Below are 16,347 nucleotides of genomic sequence, written 5' to 3' on the forward strand. Positions count from 1 at the left end.
TCGATGCGATGAGTGCGACCGGCGGGCCTCGGGGAGAGTGGGCCCGCCGGTCGCATCGCGCGCCCGGGTCTACTTGACCTCGGAGCGCAGTACCCGGATCACCCCCAGCGTCAATGGGATGGCGATCCAGACGACTGCGGAGACGATCAGCCGGGCCCATTCGCTGCCGGTCGCCCAATCACCGGACTGGAACGGCGCATTGGTCGATGTGGTGTCGATCCATTGGCCGAGATTGTCCTTGAACCACGGCACGAGCTCGGTGACCAGGGACAGTGCGGTCGGCAGTGCGAAGTAGGCGACGATCGTGCCGGGTGTGTTGAGGATCAGTGCGGCGAAGGCGAAACCGAGGAGCAGGCCGAACATCTGCAGGAGGAACGAGTTGACCAGCCCCGCTGCGGTGAACGACCAGGCGCCCGCGGGATCGGTGAAGGCGATGCCCGCGATCACGTTTCCGACGGCTCCGAGGACGAGTGACAGAACCACCGCGCCGATGCCGGCGACCAGCGCGGCCAGGAGCTTGGCCGTGACGATGCGCTCGCGCCGCGGCTCCATGGTGAAGGTGGTGAGCGCGGTGCGCTGGCTCCACTCGCCCGTCACCAGCAGGATTGCGAGGATCGGCAGGATGATCCCGGTGGGGATGTTCATCATGCCGAAGAACTGACCGAAGTTCAGGTCGCCGGGCTTGTCGTGGTTGGCGATGAGCATCGCGACCACCACGACGACCGAGATCAATCCGATCGACGCGGTTAGCCAGAAGCCGGCCCGGGTGTCGACGAGTTTGCGTAGTTCGACGGCGGTGAGTCGGGTCAACGGGATCGACGCCGTTCGACAATCGACGGCAGTCGTGTTGTCGACGGGCGCGTTCTGTACGGGGACGGTCATGGCTGTGCTCCCTGGAGGACTGGTTGTTCGCGTTGAGTTCCTTGCGTGAGCTGCAGGAACATCTCTTCGAGTTGCGCACCGTCGCCCGGCCGCAGCTCCACCAGGACGATCCCGGAGGCGGCGGCGACCCGGCCCACGTCCTCGGGGGCGGCATCGGTGGTCAGCCCGCCCCCGTCCGCCGGTCGGGCATGGATGTCGGCGCGTGACAGGGCCGCTGCGAGCGCGGTGTCATCGAGTGAGCGGACCCGGGCACCGTTTCCGGCGAGGAGCTCGTCTTTGGTGCCCTGGGCGACGATCCGGCCGTGCCCGATCACCAGGATCTCGTCGGCGATGATCTCGATCTCGTGCAGCAGGTGCGACGACAGCAACACCGTTCCGCCACGATTCGCATAGTCCCGCAACAGAGTTCGCATCCAGTGAATACCTGCCGGATCGAGCCCGTTCGCCGGTTCGTCGAGGATCAGGATGTGCGGATCGCCCAGCAGCGCGTTCGCGATCCCGAGGCGCTGACGCATGCCCAGCGAGTAGTTGCGGACGCGACGGTCGGCCTCGTCGGGCGTCAGACTCACCATCTCGAGCATCTCCGTGACGCGTGACTTCGAGACGCCCAGCGTCATCGCGCTCAACCGCAGGATCTCGGCGCCGGTGCGCCCGGCGTGTTGGGCCGACGCGTCGAGGAGCACCCCCACCTGGGTCGCCGGGTTGGGGATGTCCCGAAAGGCCGTGCCGCCAATGGTCGCGGAGCCCGAGGTGGCCGGCGTCAAGCCGGCGATGATCCGCATGGTGGTGGATTTTCCGGCCCCGTTCGGTCCCAGGAACCCGGTGACCTGACCGGGTCTACAGGCGAAGGACACGTCATCGACAGCGGTGTGCTCGCCATATCTCTTGGTGAGGTTCTCGACGGTGATCATGGTGTCAATGGTTGGCGACACCGGTGCTGGCGCGCATCGGGCTCGCGGCCATTTCCGTGTGCGACCAAAGTCGGATGTCGGTGTGGCCGCGAGTACGAGGTGCCCCCGGGAACACCCCGACTACCGTGAGGGTGTGCGCCCCGAGGATTATCAGCCGCCGTTGACGTGGTGGAGTCACGGGTGGCGCCTGGTGCTGATGCTCCTGATAACCGGGATCGCCTGGGGTTCGCGGGTGGGCTATCAGTGGGAGCACGTTCGCTGGTGGTCCGTGGCCGACATGACCCTGGGCCTCATCAGCTACGTCCTCGTGTGGTGGCGGCGCTCGCATCCGGTCGCGGTCGCGACCCTCACCAATCTGGCGGGCATCCTCTCGGCGAGTTCGCTCGGACCGAGCACCCTGGCGATGGTGTCGTTGGCGACGAGACGGAAATGGCGGGAGATCATTCCGCAGGCCGTCCTCGCGGTCGGATGTGGGATTCTCGCCGAGGAGTTCTTCAACGTGCCCGATGTCGAGGAGCCTCTGCTGGTGCGTTACGGCACCATGCTGGCGGCCATCGCGACGATGATCGCGTGGGGCATGTACATCGGCTCGCGCCGGGAGTTGCTGGCGAGTTGGCGCCTACGGGCCACGCTTGCCGAGGCCGAGCAGGAGTCCGAGGTTCGGCGGGCCCGGTCGGTCGAGCGGGCGCGGATCGCCCGTGAGATGCATGATGTTCTCGCCCATAGGATCTCGACGGTCAGCATGCACGCGGGCGCACTGGCCTATCGCGACGACCTCGACCGCCGACAGGTCCAGGAAACCGCACAGACGATCCAGGAGACGTCGCACCTCGCCCTGACCGAGCTACGCGAGGTGCTCGGGGTCCTCCGGGAGGGGCCCGGTGACGCCGATCCGGAAGTACCGCAAGCACTTCCCGACGATCTCGATGCGTTGATCGAGGAGAACCGGGCGGGCGGGATGCGGATCGAGTACGTCTGCGCCGCGGACCTGATCGCCATCGCGCCGGCGCGATTCCGAACTCTGTACCGATGCCTCCAGGAGGCACTGACGAATGCACGCAAGCACGCGCCTGCCGCCACCGTCGCGGTACGGATCAAGGGCGACCCCGAATCGGGCGTCGACCTTCTCGTCGACAACCCGCTCCCGCTGCGGCACGAACCCACGACTGCGCCACCGAGTTCCGGACTGGGTCTCGTCGGTGTCGCGGAACGGGTCGCGTTGAGCGGGGGCCGACACTCCGCGGTACGCACCGACGACCGGCGGTTTGTCCTGCATGTCTGGCTACCGTGGCAGGCATGAGCGCGCACATCATGATCGTCGACGACGATCCGCTTGTCCGTTCCGGTCTACGACTGCTGCTCGGCGGCGATCCCGAGCTCGACGTCGCGGCCGAGGAGTCCAACGGCCAGGACGCCGTCGACCGGCACCGCGCCGAGCCGGTCGACATGGTTCTGATGGATCTCCGGATGCCCGTGATGGACGGGATCGCCGCGACCGCCGAACTCAAGGCGCTCGAGCGTCCACCGTCGGTCATCGTCCTGACGACCTTCGATGCCGATGACTACGTGGTCCGGGCGCTGGCGGTCGGGGCCGACGGATTCCTGCTCAAGGACACGGCACCGCAGGACATCGTCGCCGCGATCAAGAACGTCCTTCGCGGCGAGCCGGCGCTGAGTCCGTCGGTGACTGCCGCCCTGATCAAGCAGGTGGTGCACAACGGCGGTGTCGGCGGCCGTTCGTCGCCCGAGCGCGCGTCGCTGGCGAGTCTGACCGAGCGGGAGCGCGAGGTCGCCGTGTGCCTGGCGAAGGGTGCGTCCAACGCCGAGATCGCCGAGGAGCTCTACATGAGCGTGGCAACCGTGAAGGCGCACATCTCGCACATCTTCAGCAAGCTCGGGACCTCGAATCGGGTGCAGGTCGCGATCATCATGCACGACGCCGGCCGGGCCTGAGTCCGCGTCGACCTCGCGGGATGGTGGCGGAGACCGCCAAACCTGTGGAGACTGGACGGACACGGCACAACTGCCGCGGCCCGCTGCATCAGGAGGCTCACATGGCGGACAACAACGGACCATTCGGGATGAGCCCGGAGGATTTCGACCGTTTCGCACGCGAGGCCACCGACGGGGTCCGCGACATGGTCGGCAAGTTCCTCGCGAGTCCCGGCGGACAGGGCGGCACGTGGTCGGCGATCTTCGAGGACACCGGGCGCCGCACCCATCGTGAGCCCGAGACAACCGGTGACACCGGGACCGGCGTCTGGGCAGTCTTCGTCGTCGACGACGAGGGGGGTGCTCGCGTCGAGCAGGTCTACTCCACCGAACTCGATGCCCTCCGCGCGAACAAGCACAACACCGACCCGAAGCGGAAGGTGCGATTCCTGCCGTACGGGATCGCGGTGAGTGCGCTCGACGAAGACGACCTCCCCGAGGCCTGATCGACGCACCTGAGGCCTGATCGCCGATTTGCTAGCCTGGATCGGTCGAGGATGACAACCGGACGAGCCCGCCGTACCCGGCCGACGACAAGACGGTGGCTCTGGAGGTCACCGTCATGTCATGGCTCGTGCTCGTCGTATCGGGTGTCTTGGAAGCCGTCTGGGCGACCGCGATGGGCAAATCCGAGGGCTTCAGCCGACTCGGACCCAGCGTGGTCTTCGGCGTCGCACTGATCGCGAGCATGGCCGGTCTCGCCTATGCGATGCGCAGTCTGCCCACCGGAACCGCCTACGCCGTCTGGGTGGGCATCGGCGCAACTCTCACCGTGGTCTATGCGATGGCGACCGGCGAGGAGTCGGTGAGCCTGGTCAAGATCTTCTGCATCGTGGCCATCGTCGGCGGTGTGATCGGCCTCAAGATGGCCGGCTGACCGATCACTGCGCCGACCGTAGCGAGGCACGCCGGTCCTGTGCCTCGCGGAAGCGACGTTTCTGAACCTCCGTCCGCGGGGTGAGTTGCGGTACCTCGTGTGGCCGGCCGCTGTCGTCGGTCGCGACCATCGTGAAGTAGCAGCTGTTGGTGTGCCGTCGTTGTCCGGTACGCACATCTTCGGTATCGACCCGGATCCCGACCTCCATCGACGTGCGCCCCGTGTAGTTGACGGACGCGGTGAGGGTGAGGACCTCGCCGACCCGGATCGGTTCCCGGAAGATCACCCGGTCGACCGAGAGGGTGACCGCGTACCTCCGCGAATAGCGGCTTGCACACGCGTACGCCACCTGATCGAGCAGCTTGAGCACTGTGCCGCCGTGGACATTCCCGGCGAAGTTCGCCATGTCGGGCGTCATCAACAGCGACATCGACAGACTGATGCGCTCGGATGACTCGTCGGCGGAACCACCGACGGCCTCCGGGTCGTCGAGGGTCTCCATCGTGCGACTCCAATCGCGGGTGAGGGTGTGGTTCCAACCCTGTCACCTACCCGACGGTCAGGTCGGGTTGTTGGTGTCGTTGCCCGGAGATGCGAGGTGCCGGGATGCGAGGTGCCGGTCGCGCCTACCGGTGCGGGGGCTCGGCGAGTCCCCGTGCCATGCCGACGCCTGCGCCGATTCCGGCTCCCATCGCGGTGAACGGGGCTGCGGTCACCGCGGCCCCGATGGCGGCCCCGGCGACCGGGCCGACAACCAGGCCGGCGGGCAGGAAGGGCACACCGGCGACCAGCCCGGCGACTCCGCCGACCACTCCGCCGGCCGCGGCCAGCGGTGCGCCGACCGTCGCGGTCGCGATCGCCGCACCGGCAGTCGCGTCGCCGACGGTCGTCGCGGCGACGCGGTCCGAACGTGCGGGGTCGAGGCCCATCGAGTCACCCGCGGCCGCGACCTGGGCCTCGGCCCCCGCGGCCGCATCGTTCACCTGTCGCGTCTGTTGCGCCGGCAACCAGTCGGGCGCCGGCGCCTGGAGATCACCGGCGCGCACGGTTCCCGGGGTCGGCGTGATCGGCTTGACCGGTGCCACCGGCCTCGGTGCGTGGAGTGAACTCAGATCGAGTGGTCCCAATGGCTGCGTCCGCTGGACCCGGGTCCCGCGGCCGTTTCGCTGATCTCCGGCCTTGGTGTCGACGTCATCCGACCGGGGGCTGACCGCTGGGCGCGGTGCGGCGGCCTCCGAGACGGCCGGTGGTGGCGAGAGGTGCGGTGCGAGCGCGGGCAGCGACGGCATGGGCACGGCGGGCATCGCGGGCAGTGTGGGAATCGACGGCATCGGCGCACGATCATGCGACGGCGGCGCGGCCGGCGCCGCCGACGCGGCCCCGGCAGCGGCGAACGCGAACACCACCGGTGCGGATCCTGCGGCGACGAATGTCGCCATGCGGCGGTGCTGGTTCGGTGCGCGGTGACGGCCTCGTGTGCGATTGCTCATGCGTTCTAACCTCCGGCTTGTCGTAGATCAGTGGTCCTTCTATCGAGCATTCGCGTGGTGCTCGTCAGCGGATTGGTCGAGATGTCGATTCGCCCGGCACGCGACGGGATCGGGCCTGAACCTCGCTGTGCCAGGATGTTCCACATGATGCTGCTGGCCGAGGCGTCGTCCGAGATGGACACGACGGCGATCGAATCGCTCTTTTGGATCGCCGCAGCGGCGGTGGCGTCACCACTGATCTCCCGGTTGACTCGGGGGTATGTGCCCGACGCGGTGGTGCTGCTCGCCGCGGGAATGGTCGTCGGGCCGAACATGCTGGGCTGGGCCGACAACGACAGTGTCGCGATCTTGAGCCAGATGGGCCTCGGACTGCTCTTCCTGTTGGCCGGCTACGAGCTGGACCCGCAATTGCTGAGCGGCAAGTCGGGGCGAGTCGCACGATTCACCTGGCTGATCGGTCTGGTGTCCGCGCTCGTCGTCGTGTCCCTGACAGTTCCGGGCGAGGGTTTCTCCACCCACATCGCCGTGGCCATCGCGCTCACCTCGACCGCGCTCGGCACACTGCTGCCGATAATCCGTGAGGCCGGTGTTCTCGACACCCCACTGGGCCGCTCGGTGATGGCGCACGGTGCGGTGGGGGAGTTGGGTCCGATCCTGGCCATGTCGCTGCTGCTGACCAGCCGAGACGTCATCGGAGCTCTGGTGGTGCTGGTGCTCTTCGGTCTGGCCGCGGTGATCATCGGCGCTGTGCCGCAACGGCTCATCGCGCGTGTGCCCGGCGTGCGACGAGCCGTGACCGTCATGCGCGGAGGCACAATTCAGTTGCCGGTGCGGATCGTCATCCTGCTACTCGTGTCACTGATGACGGTGGCGGCCGTGTTCGACCTCGACGTGGTGCTCGGGGCCTTCGCGGCCGGCCTGATCCTGCGGCGCCTCATCGGGCCCGAACAGCAAGAAGTGGGCAAGTCTCTCGAGGTGATCGGGTTCGGTGTCTTCATCCCGGTCTTCTTCGTGACGTCCGGGATGGGTATCGACGTGACGGCAGTGCTCGGACACCCGGGGATGTGGGCGGCCCTCGTCGCAGCGATCGCGGTGGCCCGAGGGCTGCCGGTGTGGCTGAGTGAGCGTTACATCGAACACGGGTCGAATCTTGAATTCGGTCACGAGCGCGCACAGCTGGCGCTCTACGCCGCGGCGGGACTCCCGATCATCGTTGCGGTGACACAGGTCGCGACGGCGTCGGATCTGATGTCGATCGGGGTCGCGTCGACCCTTGTCGCGGCCGGCGCGACGACGGTCCTGCTCTTCCCGATGATGGCACGGCTGATCGGTGCCCGACATCGGAGTGACCTGACGACGTGAGCCGGGCCGAGTCGTGTCGTCATCGACACTCCTCGACCCGGCTCACGGGTCAGACGTGGAGCTCTGCTCTGAGAATCAGAGGTTGGAGCCGCACACCGGCCAGGCGCCCGGACCCTGCGAGGCGAGAACATTCTCGGCCACGCGGATCTGCTCGGCCTTCGAGGCGTTCGCGGGGCTACCGGACCCGCCGTTGGCCTCCCAGGTGCTCTGCGAGAACTGCAGACCGCCGTAGTAGCCGTTTCCGGTGTTGGTGGACCAGTTGCCACCGCTCTCGCACTGGGCGACAGCGTCCCAGTTGCCCGCCGCCGAAGCGGTGCCGGCGAATGCGGCGAGCGGGGCCAGGGACAGTGCGCCGACAACTCCGGCGCGTACAGCGAGCTTCTTCATACTCATGGTCATCGTTCCTCCTATCGCCGCCCCGTAGCGGGCTGGGCAGCTGATCTTCGGACCGGTGGCGACCGTACAAGATGGGTAACGGATAGGTCACGCCGACACGGTGACCTGCGGCATTGGGGTAACGCTCAGATAACACCTGGGGGATTCCGGTGAATTGCCTGCGCATCGCGGTGATTTGCGGCGAATCATCACTTTCCACAATCAAATCCACGGTGACGAAGAACACATCTCAACTGTGTTCTGTGTCACAGCATTTCGGCGGAAATAGGGCTTTCGGATCAGCCCAGATCCCTGCGCACGTCGTCGTCGAGAGAAGCCCGTACGAGGGCGGCCGCCAGCACGGCCGGTCGGCCGTCGGCCAGCCGAGCCAAGTCGGCGGAATCGTCGGGCAGACCCAGGTCCGCCGTGACCGCGAGCGCTCGCTTGTCGAAGTACGGCGCGACCCACTCCCAGACCGACTGCACCTCGCGCAGGAACACGTCCGCACCGACCGGGCCGATCCCGGTGAACTCCTGTAGCAGCGCGGCGGCCCGGCCGACGTCGCCGTCGGCCGTGTCCGCCAGTGCGCGTAGATCGCCGTGATGGTCGTCGAGGACCTTCCGGCCTGCTTCGCCGAGCCGGGTGGCCGTGCTCTCGTCGTAGCGGACGTAATGACCGCGACCCAGAGCGTCGACGAGCGACTGCCACTCGGCCGTGGCCATCTTCTCCGGCGTGCGATAGCCGGCGGAGAACAGCTCGCGGGCCGCCGCGACGGCGATGTCGGCAGAGATGCGGGTGCTGAGCAGAAGCGAGAGTACGAGGAGTTGGAACAGTGGTGCCGGCGTGTCCTTGAGCGTGATGCCGGCCTCGTCGGCATACGTCCGACCGGCGCGCTCGACGAGCGCGCTCGCGATCTGCTGCTGTTTCTCGGTGGCCATGGTTCCTCCTCACCGACCGGCGGACTCGCGTGAGGCCTCGATCTCTTGTTCGCGGTCCTCCTCGCGCCGGCGACGTCCGCGTTCGCGATATCCGTAGGTCGCGGCGAGGATGTCGGAGTAGCTGTCGGCGCTGGAACCGACGGCTCCGGCCACCGTGCCCATCGACGTCGCCAGCCAGGCCAGATATAGATAATTGTGGAACGACGCGCTCTGGAGGCTCAACTCCTGCGCCAGAAAACCGGAGTCGATCACGGCGAGCGCGGCACACACCGTGGTGACGAACAGGCCGATGTACAACACTGCGGCGTTGAGCAGCACTGTCGTCGCGGTCGCCGCGTTGTAAAGCCGGGCGCGCGCCGGAGGCAGCATGCCCTTCCGTTCCCACAGCCGGTTGTTGACGATCAACCACACCGTCATCACGACCATCGACAGCAGCGACAGACCGGCGAGGCGCCACGGGCTGAGTGCATTGGCCATCGCCCAGATAGAGGAATAGAAGACGCCGAAACTGGCGGTGGCGGCGGCAGCTGCCATCAGGCCGGTCAGGGTCGGGATGAGCCTCCACGGGTGGTTGCCGCGGACCATTCCGGCAACCATCCTGGTGCGGCTCAACAACTTCCCGGAGGCCAGATACTCGAGATCGTCCCGGTCGGCCGGGAACCAACGCGCGCCGTGGACGGCGCTCCTCGCGTGCGGCGAGCGAACACGCCTGACCGCTGCGACGATCACGGGCAGCAGCCGATGGGTGACGATGCCGAGTGCCGGCAGCGACACGACCACCGTGGACCGGTTGTGGTCGACCTCAGCGATCATGCCTCGTCGCCCGTCCATACGCGGGAACTCGGTGATCACGACGACCACCGAGGCTTCATCCCCTGGGTCGCGCAGCCGCTCCGGAACGAGGAGTCCGCCGTCTGGGTTCAGCGCGAGGGTTTCGGTGTCGACCTTGAGTGAGTCGATCCCGGCACTGTCCCGCAGGCGTTCATCCAGCCGGTCGCGGATCCGGTCGACGGCAGCCGTCGGCGGGCCCGGATCGGCGACGACCCGTACCGACCACGGAGTTGTGTCAGCATGATCGGCCACGCCGTGAAGGCCCGCGTCGCCGGAGTTGTGTTCGCGGTGATCCACCATGCATCCAGTACTACCCGCCGCGACAGCGGGTCAATCCCGGATGCCGTCCACCGGTTGGCACGTCGCCGATCAGCAGCAGCGAGCGCCGGGGTTGCGGTCCTGTTCGGCGTACCGGTGCCGCCAATATTCCCGCTCGGAGAGCGGGGGCCGATCCGGGTGTGTGCGTGCGGCGTGGTCGAGATAGTGCGCATAGTCGCGGTCGCCCATCACGCTGCCGACGTACCAACTGACGGCGTCCCAACCACGACGGATGGTGGCGATCACGGCGATCTCGTCCCGCTCGACGGTGACTCGCTCGACGGTGACTCACTCGACGACTCGATCGTCGGATGGGCCGCGAGATACTCGTCCCACTCTCGCTGGATCTGTTTCTCGGCGGGCGTCGCGACGAGCCCGCGCGGTCCGAAGATATTCGACGGCACCGGTTCCTCCTCGGTGGTCGGCATGCCACCTAGTCGGAGCGCCCGGAAGCAGATGTAGGCGCCGACGACGGCGACGATCAACACCAGGACGGCGAAGATGATCGACAGGGTGCCCTGGATGAAGGTGTTCCGGATGACCGCGTCGATCTCGTCCGCGGATTTCGCCGTCTTGAACGTCGTCAGACCCTGGTCCTTCGCATCGACGAACGCGCTGTGCTGCGACCAGTATCCGATGGACGGGTTGCCGGAGAAGATCTTCTGCCACGACGCCCACATGGTGACGATCAAATCCCAGATCAGCGGTACTCCCGGGATCCAGGCCCATTTGACCTGGCCTCGTTTGAACATGACGACCGTGACGACGGTCAGTGCGACCGCCGCGAGCAACTGGTTGGCGATGCCGAACAGCGGGAACAGCGTGTTGATGCCGCCCAGTGGGTCGGTGACACCCATCAGCAGGATCGATCCCCACAGTGCGCAGACGATGACCGTGCACAGCCAGGCGCCGGGACGCCACGACGGATTCTTGAATCGCTTTGCGCCGGGCAGGTTCCCGATGCCGTCAGAGAGCATGAATCGCGCGACACGGGTGCCCGCATCGACGGTCGTCAGGATGAAGAGCGCCTCGAACATGATCGCGAAGTGGTACCAGAACGACCGCAGCGATTCGCCGCCGATCGCGTCCTGGAGCGTGTCGGCCATGCCCATCGCGAGCGTCGGGGCGCCACCGGTCTTGGACACGATCGACGACTCACCCACGCCCTCGGCGGCCTGCTGGAGATGTTCGGCGGTCGCCGGGGTGCCGCCCAGGCCGAGGCCGTTGACGTAGTCCGCGGCCCCTTCGGCCGTGCCGCCGGTGACCGCCTTCGGGGCGTTCATCGCGAAATAGAGGTGTTGATCGAGGATGCACGCGGTGATCAGTGCCATGATCGCGACGAAGGACTCGGTCAGCATGCCGCCGTATCCGATGACCCTGGCCTGGCTCTCCTTTGCCAGCATCTTCGGTGTGGTGCCGGAGGCGATCAGCGAGTGGAATCCGGACAAGGCGCCACAGGCGATCGTGATGAACAGGAATGGGAACAGCGCACCCGCAAAGGCCGGGCCCTTTCCGTTCCAGGCGAAGTCGCTGACCGCCGGCGCCTCCATCACCGGGCGGACCAACAGGATGCCCACGGCGAGCAGTGCGATGGTGCCGACCTTCATGAAGGTGGAGAGATAGTCGCGTGGCGCCAGCAGCAACCACACCGGCAGCACGGCGGCCGCCACTCCGTAGATGATGATGGCCCAACTGAGGAAGACCGGCGAGAGACTGAACCAGTCGTTGCCCCAGGAGGATTCGCCGACGTAGCGGCCCGCGACGATTGCACCGAGCAGCAGCACCACACCGATGATCGACACCTCGCTGACCCGACCGGGCCGGAGGTAGCGCAGGTAGACCCCCATGAACAGGGCGATGGGGATGGTCATCGCGATCGAGAACACGCCCCACGGACTATCGGCCAGGGCATTGACGACCACCAGTGCGAGGACCGCGATCAGGATGATCATGATGACGAAGACGGCGACGATGGCCGCAGTCCCGCCGAACGCGCCCAGCTCGTCGCGGGCCATCTGGCCGAGACTCCGTCCCCGACGACGGGTCGAGATGGACAGCACCAGATAGTCCTGCACGCAACCGGCGAACACTGCGCCGATGATGATCCAGATCGTGCCCGGCAGATAGCCCATCTGGGCGGCCAGCACCGGACCGACGAGGGGCCCGGCGCCGGCGATGGCCGCAAAGTGATGACCGAACAGCACCCGGCGGTCGGTCGGCATGTAGTCGCGTGCGTTGTCCAGGACCTCGGCGGGCGTTGCGTGATCGTCGCGGGGCTTGACGACCTTCATCTCGATCATCCGGGCGTAGAAACGGTACGCGATGACATACGTACAGACCGCGGCCAGGACGAACCACACCGCGTTCACGGTCTCGCCACGGACGAAGGCGACGATCGCCCAGGAGACCGCGCCGATCAACCCGATGATGGCGAACAGGATCTTCTTGCCGGTCGTCATCGGCGAGCGATCGATGATCGCCACGGGCGGCCGATCGGGATCGGTTCTGACGTACTCGAAGTTCGGGTCGTCCGCGCGTTCGTCGGTAACCGTCATCGGCGCTACCTTCCTCATCACGAGTGTGGCCCGGGTCACTATACAGCCCGTACGGGGACCCACTCGGCGGGGACATTGAATCGAGATATCGCCTCGGGCAGGCTGGCTTCATGCCCACTCAATCGCCCTCCCCGTCGCGGCCCGGTGACCATCACGCGCGAGCCGTCGAGATCGTCGCCGCCCTCTCGACGACACAGAAGGCCGCCCTCACATCGGGAGCATCGTTCTGGCACACCGTGGGATTCGCCGACCACGGTGTCGAACCGTTGATGCTCACCGACGGGCCGCACGGAATCCGCAAACAGGCGGGCGATGCCGACGCCCTCGGCATCAACGACTCGGTTCCGGCGGTCTGTTTCCCGCCGGCGGTGGCGATGGCCTCGTCGTTCGATGCTGCCGCGATCGAGCGCGTCGGGGATGCGCTCGGGATCGAGTGCGTCGCCGAACGGGTCGGGGTGATCCTCGGGCCGGGCGTCAACATCAAGCGGTCACTGCTCGGCGGGCGGAACTTCGAATACCTGTCCGAGGACCCATATCTGACGGGCCGCATCGGGGCCGCCCTGGTGCGCGGCGTGCAGGGGCATGGCATCGGGACCTCGGTCAAGCATTTCGCGGTCAACAACCAGGAACACGAACGTCTCCGGGTCAGTGCGGACGTGGACGAGCGCCCGCTGCACGAGATCTATCTCAGGGCGTTCGAGCACATCGTCCGCACCGAACAGCCGTGGACGATCATGGCGTCGTACAACAAGATCAACGGTGTGTATGCGACCGAGAACACCTGGCTTCTCACCGAGACGCTGCGGGGGCGATGGGGATTCGACGGGCTGGTGGTCTCCGACTGGATGGCGGTCGACGACCGGGTGGTGGCGCTGAGCGCCGGACTCGATCTGGAGATGCCGTCGAGTGGGGACGTCGGACCGGACGCGGTGCGGGCCGCGGTGGATCGGGGCGACGTGGCTGTGGAGGTACTGGATGCCGCGGCCTGCCGGGTCGTCGAGCTGGCGTCGGCCGCAGCGGAGAACGGAGCCGACGGCGCGGCGTACGACCGCGAAGCGCACCACCGCCTGGCGCGGGAGGTGGCGAGGCGCTGTCCGGTCCTGCTGAAGAACGATGCCGTCGACGACGCCGGTCCGGTGCTGCCGCTCTCCCGATCGACGTCGGTCGCGGTGATCGGCGAGTTCGCGCGGACACCGCGCTATCAGGGCGGCGGCAGTTCGAAGATCAATCCCTTCCGCCTCGACGTCGCGCTCGATGAGATGCGGTCGCTCGCCGCCCCGGACGCAGTGTCGTTCGCACCCGGATTCGCGATCGCCGCAACGGAATCCGACGATCAGATGGTCGATGCGGCGGTCGATGCCGCCCGCCGGTCCGAGGTCGCGGTGGTCTTTCTCGGACTCGGCGACGACGACGAATCCGAAGGCTTCGACCGCACCGACTGGCGCCTGCCCGCACCGCAGCTCGAACTGCTCAGGCGGGTCCTCGAGGGGAACCCGCGGACCGTCGTGGTGCTCTCCAACGGAAGCGTGGTCGACCTCGCCGAGGTCGATGCGGCCCCTGCGGTGCTCGAGGGCTGGCTGCTCGGGCAGGCCGGTGGCGGAGCGATCGCCGACATCCTCTATGGCGTGGCCGATCCGTCCGGACGTCTCGCGGAGACGATCCCGCTCCGGCTCGCCGACAGTCCGTCGTTCCTGGACTTCCCCGGCGAACAGTTGCACGTGCGCTACGGCGAGGGGATCTTCGTCGGGTATCGGTGGTACGACGCTCGTGATCTCCCGGTCCGCTATCCGTTTGGCCACGGATTATCCTACACTACAATGGAATTCGACGACATCGAGGTGACGTCGACAACGGCGGGGCTCGAGCTCGGCGTCACGGTGTCGAATACGGGCGCTCGCGAGGGGCGGGCGGTGGCGCAGGTCTATCTCGGCCTGGACGACTCGGTGGTCGCCCGCCCGCCCCGGGAGCTGAAGGCGGTCGGGATCGCCGACCTCGAGCCGGGAGGATCGCAGCGTCTCGGACTGCGGATACCGAGATCCGAACTCGCCTATTGGGATCGGGCGGCCGACGACTGGGTCGTGGAAGGCGGCGCCTACCGGGTGGAGGTCGGCGCGTCGAGCCGCGACATCCGGGTGGTCACCGCCGTCGAGGTGCCCGGCGACGATCGCACCGCACCCGTCGGCCCGTCGTCGACGGTCGGTGAAGTGCTCGACCATCCGATCGCGGGACCCGAATTCCGTTCCCGGATCGCGGCATTGATGGGCGTCGACGAAATCGACCCGGCCATCCTGATGATGGTCTCGTCGTTCCCGATCGGCCGTATCTCGCCGATGCTGGGCCTCGACGAGGCCGCGCTCGACGAGTTGCTCGCCTAGCCCGGGGCCACGCGGCGGCGGAGAGTGACGCGGCCACCACGGCGGGGCGAGTAGGCCACGCCACGACTGTGCCACGCCTCGCCCTTGGCCGATGTCGGCTCGATGACGAAGTCCCGCAGCAGGCTTCGCAGGACGACGTCCATCTCCATGTGGGCGAATGCCGCGCCGATGCACCGGCGGGTCCCGCCACCGAACGGGAGCCACGCCTGTCCCGGTGTGTTCCCGACGAACCGGTCGGGATCGAAGCGCTCCGGGTCGGCGAACTGCCTGCTGTCGTCGTGTAGGAGGGAGATGGCGACCAGGACGTTGTAGCCCTGGGGGATTCGATAGGGGCCGAGCTCGAGGAGTTCGGTGACCACATGGCGGCCGGCCAGGTCGATGACCGGGCGGCTGCGCTGGATCTCCATGATGGTGGCCATCCGGAGCTCGCTGCCACCCTCGTCGGCCTCGTCGACCAGTGCGCGAAGGACGTCCGGATTCCGTTGTAGCCGTTCGATTGCCCAGGCCAATGTGGTCGCGGTGGTCTCATGGCCGGCCACCAGGAGCGTGAGCAACTCGTCGCCGATCTCGGCGTCGGTCATCGACGAACCGTCGTCGTAGGTGCTCTGGAGCATCAGCGCGAGGATGTCGTCGCGCTCGTCGAGCCGGGGATCCGCGCGTGCCTTCGCGATGAGCGTCGCGAGGGTGTCGACGTAGACCTGCCGGCGGGTGACGAAGTTGCGTCGTGGATCCAGACGGCCCAGGGAGAACGGGATGTCGGGGGTGGATGCGAGGCGGGAGCCGACTGTCACCAGCGGCGGGATGATGTCACGCAGCGTGTCGAGTTCGCGCCCGTCAGCGCCGAAGACCGTCCGGAGGATGACGTTGAGTGTCACGCGCATCATCGGTTCGAGGGTGGCGAATTCGGTGCCCATCCGCCAGGTCCGTGCCTCCGCGTCGAATTCCTCGGCAACCACGGCTTCGTATTGCTTGATCCTCCGTCCGTGCAGCGGGGGAGTGAGGAGTTTGCGGCGGCGGCGGTGGTCAGTGCCCTCGAGTGCGAACATCGATCCGTCGCCGAGGATGCGGCCCAAGTTCGGCTGGACGTTGGCGACCTGGTCGGTAGACGTGGTGAACAGCTGCTTGGCCGTGGTCGGATCGGCGATGACGACGACCTTGCCGAACAACGGGATTCGGAGTGTGAAGGCGGGGCCGTACCGACGGGCAAAGGCGGCGAGCGTCTGGCGGCGCCGGGCCACGAACCCGAGACCCTGCACGAACGGGGGCAGGTGCGGTCCGGGTGGCAGTACCGGCGACGGGTCGGGCGATGTGCTCGAGTCGGCGACGGATCTTCCGATCGGTTGTGCGGCGACCATGTGCGAATCCCTTCCCGGGCGACGGGTGACGGCGGCTGGTACAGCGGCGTACCGGTCCGACGGTACGCTCGCGTTCCGCGTTGTCG

At 67.2% G+C, this 16,347-nt stretch carries 16 protein-coding genes and 1 riboswitch; of the genes, 6 read left to right on the top strand and 10 right to left on the bottom strand.

Annotation, left to right across the window (positions count from 1 at the left end; all coding sequences use genetic code 11):
• Positions 1-69: 69 nt before the first annotated feature.
• Entirely contained in the window at positions 70-882 is an 813-nt protein-coding gene (locus tag ACPXCG_RS09235; RefSeq protein ID WP_425791301.1) for an ABC transporter permease, read from the bottom strand.
• Positions 879-1,793 carry an ABC transporter ATP-binding protein gene (locus ACPXCG_RS09240; protein WP_425791303.1) on the bottom strand — a complete coding sequence of 305 codons (915 nt, stop codon included), beginning with the start codon at positions 1,791-1,793 and terminating at the stop codon, positions 879-881. The genes ACPXCG_RS09235 and ACPXCG_RS09240 overlap by 4 nt, the downstream gene beginning before the upstream one ends.
• Positions 1,794-1,926: 133 nt before the next feature.
• Here ACPXCG_RS09240 and ACPXCG_RS09245 point away from each other — a divergent pair, with 133 nt between their 5' ends.
• The 4 genes from ACPXCG_RS09245 (at position 1,927) to ACPXCG_RS09260 (ending at position 4,662) form a co-directional block, all read left to right on the top strand.
• On the top strand, positions 1,927-3,093 hold the full coding sequence (locus ACPXCG_RS09245; protein ID WP_425791305.1) for a sensor histidine kinase: 1,167 nt from the start codon (positions 1,927-1,929) through the stop codon (positions 3,091-3,093).
• Positions 3,090-3,746, top strand: coding sequence for a response regulator (locus ACPXCG_RS09250; RefSeq protein WP_425791307.1), 657 nt, complete (start codon positions 3,090-3,092; stop codon positions 3,744-3,746). Before ACPXCG_RS09245 ends, ACPXCG_RS09250 begins: the two co-directional genes overlap by 4 nt.
• 101 nt (positions 3,747-3,847) lie before the next feature.
• Complete coding sequence (locus tag ACPXCG_RS09255) at positions 3,848-4,231, top strand: hypothetical protein (RefSeq protein ID WP_425791309.1); 384 nt, start codon at positions 3,848-3,850, stop codon at positions 4,229-4,231.
• A 39-nt stretch (positions 4,232-4,270) separates the two neighbouring features.
• Positions 4,271-4,333: riboswitch (guanidine-III (ykkC-III) riboswitch) on the top strand.
• A gap of 14 nt (positions 4,334-4,347) precedes the next feature.
• Positions 4,348-4,662 carry a DMT family transporter gene (locus ACPXCG_RS09260; protein WP_425791311.1) on the top strand — a complete coding sequence of 105 codons (315 nt, stop codon included), beginning with the start codon at positions 4,348-4,350 and terminating at the stop codon, positions 4,660-4,662.
• Between the two features lie 4 nt (positions 4,663-4,666).
• On the opposite strand, the gene ACPXCG_RS09265 is transcribed toward ACPXCG_RS09260, so the two are convergent.
• A complete protein-coding gene (locus ACPXCG_RS09265) occupies positions 4,667-5,092 on the bottom strand; it encodes an acyl-CoA thioesterase (RefSeq protein WP_425792085.1) in 426 nt (141 codons plus the stop codon).
• Between the two features lie 196 nt (positions 5,093-5,288).
• On the bottom strand, positions 5,289-6,152 hold the full coding sequence (locus tag ACPXCG_RS09270; RefSeq protein WP_425791313.1) for a hypothetical protein: 864 nt from the start codon (positions 6,150-6,152) through the stop codon (positions 5,289-5,291).
• 147 nt (positions 6,153-6,299) lie between these two features.
• On the opposite strand from ACPXCG_RS09270, the gene ACPXCG_RS09275 reads away from it, so the two are divergent.
• Positions 6,300-7,514 (top strand): cation:proton antiporter, encoded by a 1,215-nt coding sequence (locus ACPXCG_RS09275; RefSeq protein ID WP_425792086.1) that lies wholly within the window; start codon positions 6,300-6,302, stop codon positions 7,512-7,514.
• Positions 7,515-7,589: 75 nt separating this feature from the next.
• Here ACPXCG_RS09275 and ACPXCG_RS09280 read toward each other — a convergent pair whose 3' ends face one another.
• From ACPXCG_RS09280 to ACPXCG_RS09300, 5 genes are all read right to left on the bottom strand, one after another.
• A complete protein-coding gene (locus ACPXCG_RS09280; RefSeq protein WP_425791315.1) occupies positions 7,590-7,913 on the bottom strand; it encodes a transglycosylase family protein in 324 nt (107 codons plus the stop codon).
• Between the two features lie 275 nt (positions 7,914-8,188).
• Complete coding sequence (locus ACPXCG_RS09285; protein WP_425791317.1) at positions 8,189-8,827, bottom strand: endonuclease; 639 nt, start codon at positions 8,825-8,827, stop codon at positions 8,189-8,191.
• A gap of 9 nt (positions 8,828-8,836) precedes the next feature.
• A complete protein-coding gene (locus ACPXCG_RS09290) occupies positions 8,837-9,958 on the bottom strand; it encodes a hypothetical protein (RefSeq protein WP_425791319.1) in 1,122 nt (373 codons plus the stop codon).
• Positions 9,959-10,027: 69 nt separating this feature from the next.
• A complete protein-coding gene (locus ACPXCG_RS09295) occupies positions 10,028-10,222 on the bottom strand; it encodes a YbdD/YjiX family protein (RefSeq protein ID WP_425791321.1) in 195 nt (64 codons plus the stop codon).
• Complete coding sequence (locus ACPXCG_RS09300) at positions 10,219-12,531, bottom strand: carbon starvation CstA family protein (protein WP_425791323.1); 2,313 nt, start codon at positions 12,529-12,531, stop codon at positions 10,219-10,221. Before ACPXCG_RS09300 ends, ACPXCG_RS09295 begins: the two co-directional genes overlap by 4 nt.
• Before the next feature lie 110 nt (positions 12,532-12,641).
• Here ACPXCG_RS09300 and ACPXCG_RS09305 point away from each other — a divergent pair, with 110 nt between their 5' ends.
• Entirely contained in the window at positions 12,642-14,906 is a 2,265-nt protein-coding gene (locus tag ACPXCG_RS09305; RefSeq protein ID WP_425791325.1) for a glycoside hydrolase family 3 C-terminal domain-containing protein, read from the top strand.
• On the opposite strand, the gene ACPXCG_RS09310 is transcribed toward ACPXCG_RS09305, so the two are convergent.
• Positions 14,903-16,261: a cytochrome P450 gene (locus tag ACPXCG_RS09310; RefSeq protein WP_425791327.1), complete on the bottom strand. Its 1,359-nt coding sequence runs from the start codon at positions 16,259-16,261 to the stop codon at positions 14,903-14,905. The genes ACPXCG_RS09305 and ACPXCG_RS09310 overlap by 4 nt on opposite strands.
• Between the last annotated feature and the right edge of the window lie 86 nt (positions 16,262-16,347).

Origin of the sequence: Gordonia sp. DT218 (assembly GCF_049847105.1) — a bacterium.
Classification (GTDB): Bacteria; Actinomycetota; Actinomycetes; order Mycobacteriales; family Mycobacteriaceae; genus Gordonia.

Excerpts from the sequence above, each read along its gene's own strand:
- ACPXCG_RS09265 (WP_425792085.1), bottom strand. The coding sequence starts at position 5,092 with ATGTCGCTGTTGATGACGCCCGACATGGCGAACTTCGCCGGGAATGTC.
- ACPXCG_RS09280 (WP_425791315.1), bottom strand. The coding sequence starts at position 7,913 with ATGACCATGAGTATGAAGAAGCTCGCTGTACGCGCCGGAGTTGTCGGC.
- ACPXCG_RS09250 (WP_425791307.1), top strand. The coding sequence starts at position 3,090 with ATGAGCGCGCACATCATGATCGTCGACGACGATCCGCTTGTCCGTTCC.
- ACPXCG_RS09300 (WP_425791323.1), bottom strand. The coding sequence starts at position 12,531 with ATGACGGTTACCGACGAACGCGCGGACGACCCGAACTTCGAGTACGTC.
- ACPXCG_RS09270 (WP_425791313.1), bottom strand. The coding sequence starts at position 6,152 with ATGAGCAATCGCACACGAGGCCGTCACCGCGCACCGAACCAGCACCGC.
- ACPXCG_RS09240 (WP_425791303.1), bottom strand. The coding sequence starts at position 1,793 with ATGATCACCGTCGAGAACCTCACCAAGAGATATGGCGAGCACACCGCT.
- ACPXCG_RS09235 (WP_425791301.1), bottom strand. The coding sequence starts at position 882 with ATGACCGTCCCCGTACAGAACGCGCCCGTCGACAACACGACTGCCGTC.
- ACPXCG_RS09255 (WP_425791309.1), top strand. The coding sequence starts at position 3,848 with ATGGCGGACAACAACGGACCATTCGGGATGAGCCCGGAGGATTTCGAC.
- ACPXCG_RS09285 (WP_425791317.1), bottom strand. The coding sequence starts at position 8,827 with ATGGCCACCGAGAAACAGCAGCAGATCGCGAGCGCGCTCGTCGAGCGC.
- ACPXCG_RS09275 (WP_425792086.1), top strand. The coding sequence starts at position 6,300 with ATGCTGCTGGCCGAGGCGTCGTCCGAGATGGACACGACGGCGATCGAA.
- ACPXCG_RS09310 (WP_425791327.1), bottom strand. The coding sequence starts at position 16,261 with ATGGTCGCCGCACAACCGATCGGAAGATCCGTCGCCGACTCGAGCACA.
- ACPXCG_RS09290 (WP_425791319.1), bottom strand. The coding sequence starts at position 9,958 with ATGGTGGATCACCGCGAACACAACTCCGGCGACGCGGGCCTTCACGGC.
- ACPXCG_RS09305 (WP_425791325.1), top strand. The coding sequence starts at position 12,642 with ATGCCCACTCAATCGCCCTCCCCGTCGCGGCCCGGTGACCATCACGCG.
- ACPXCG_RS09260 (WP_425791311.1), top strand. The coding sequence starts at position 4,348 with ATGTCATGGCTCGTGCTCGTCGTATCGGGTGTCTTGGAAGCCGTCTGG.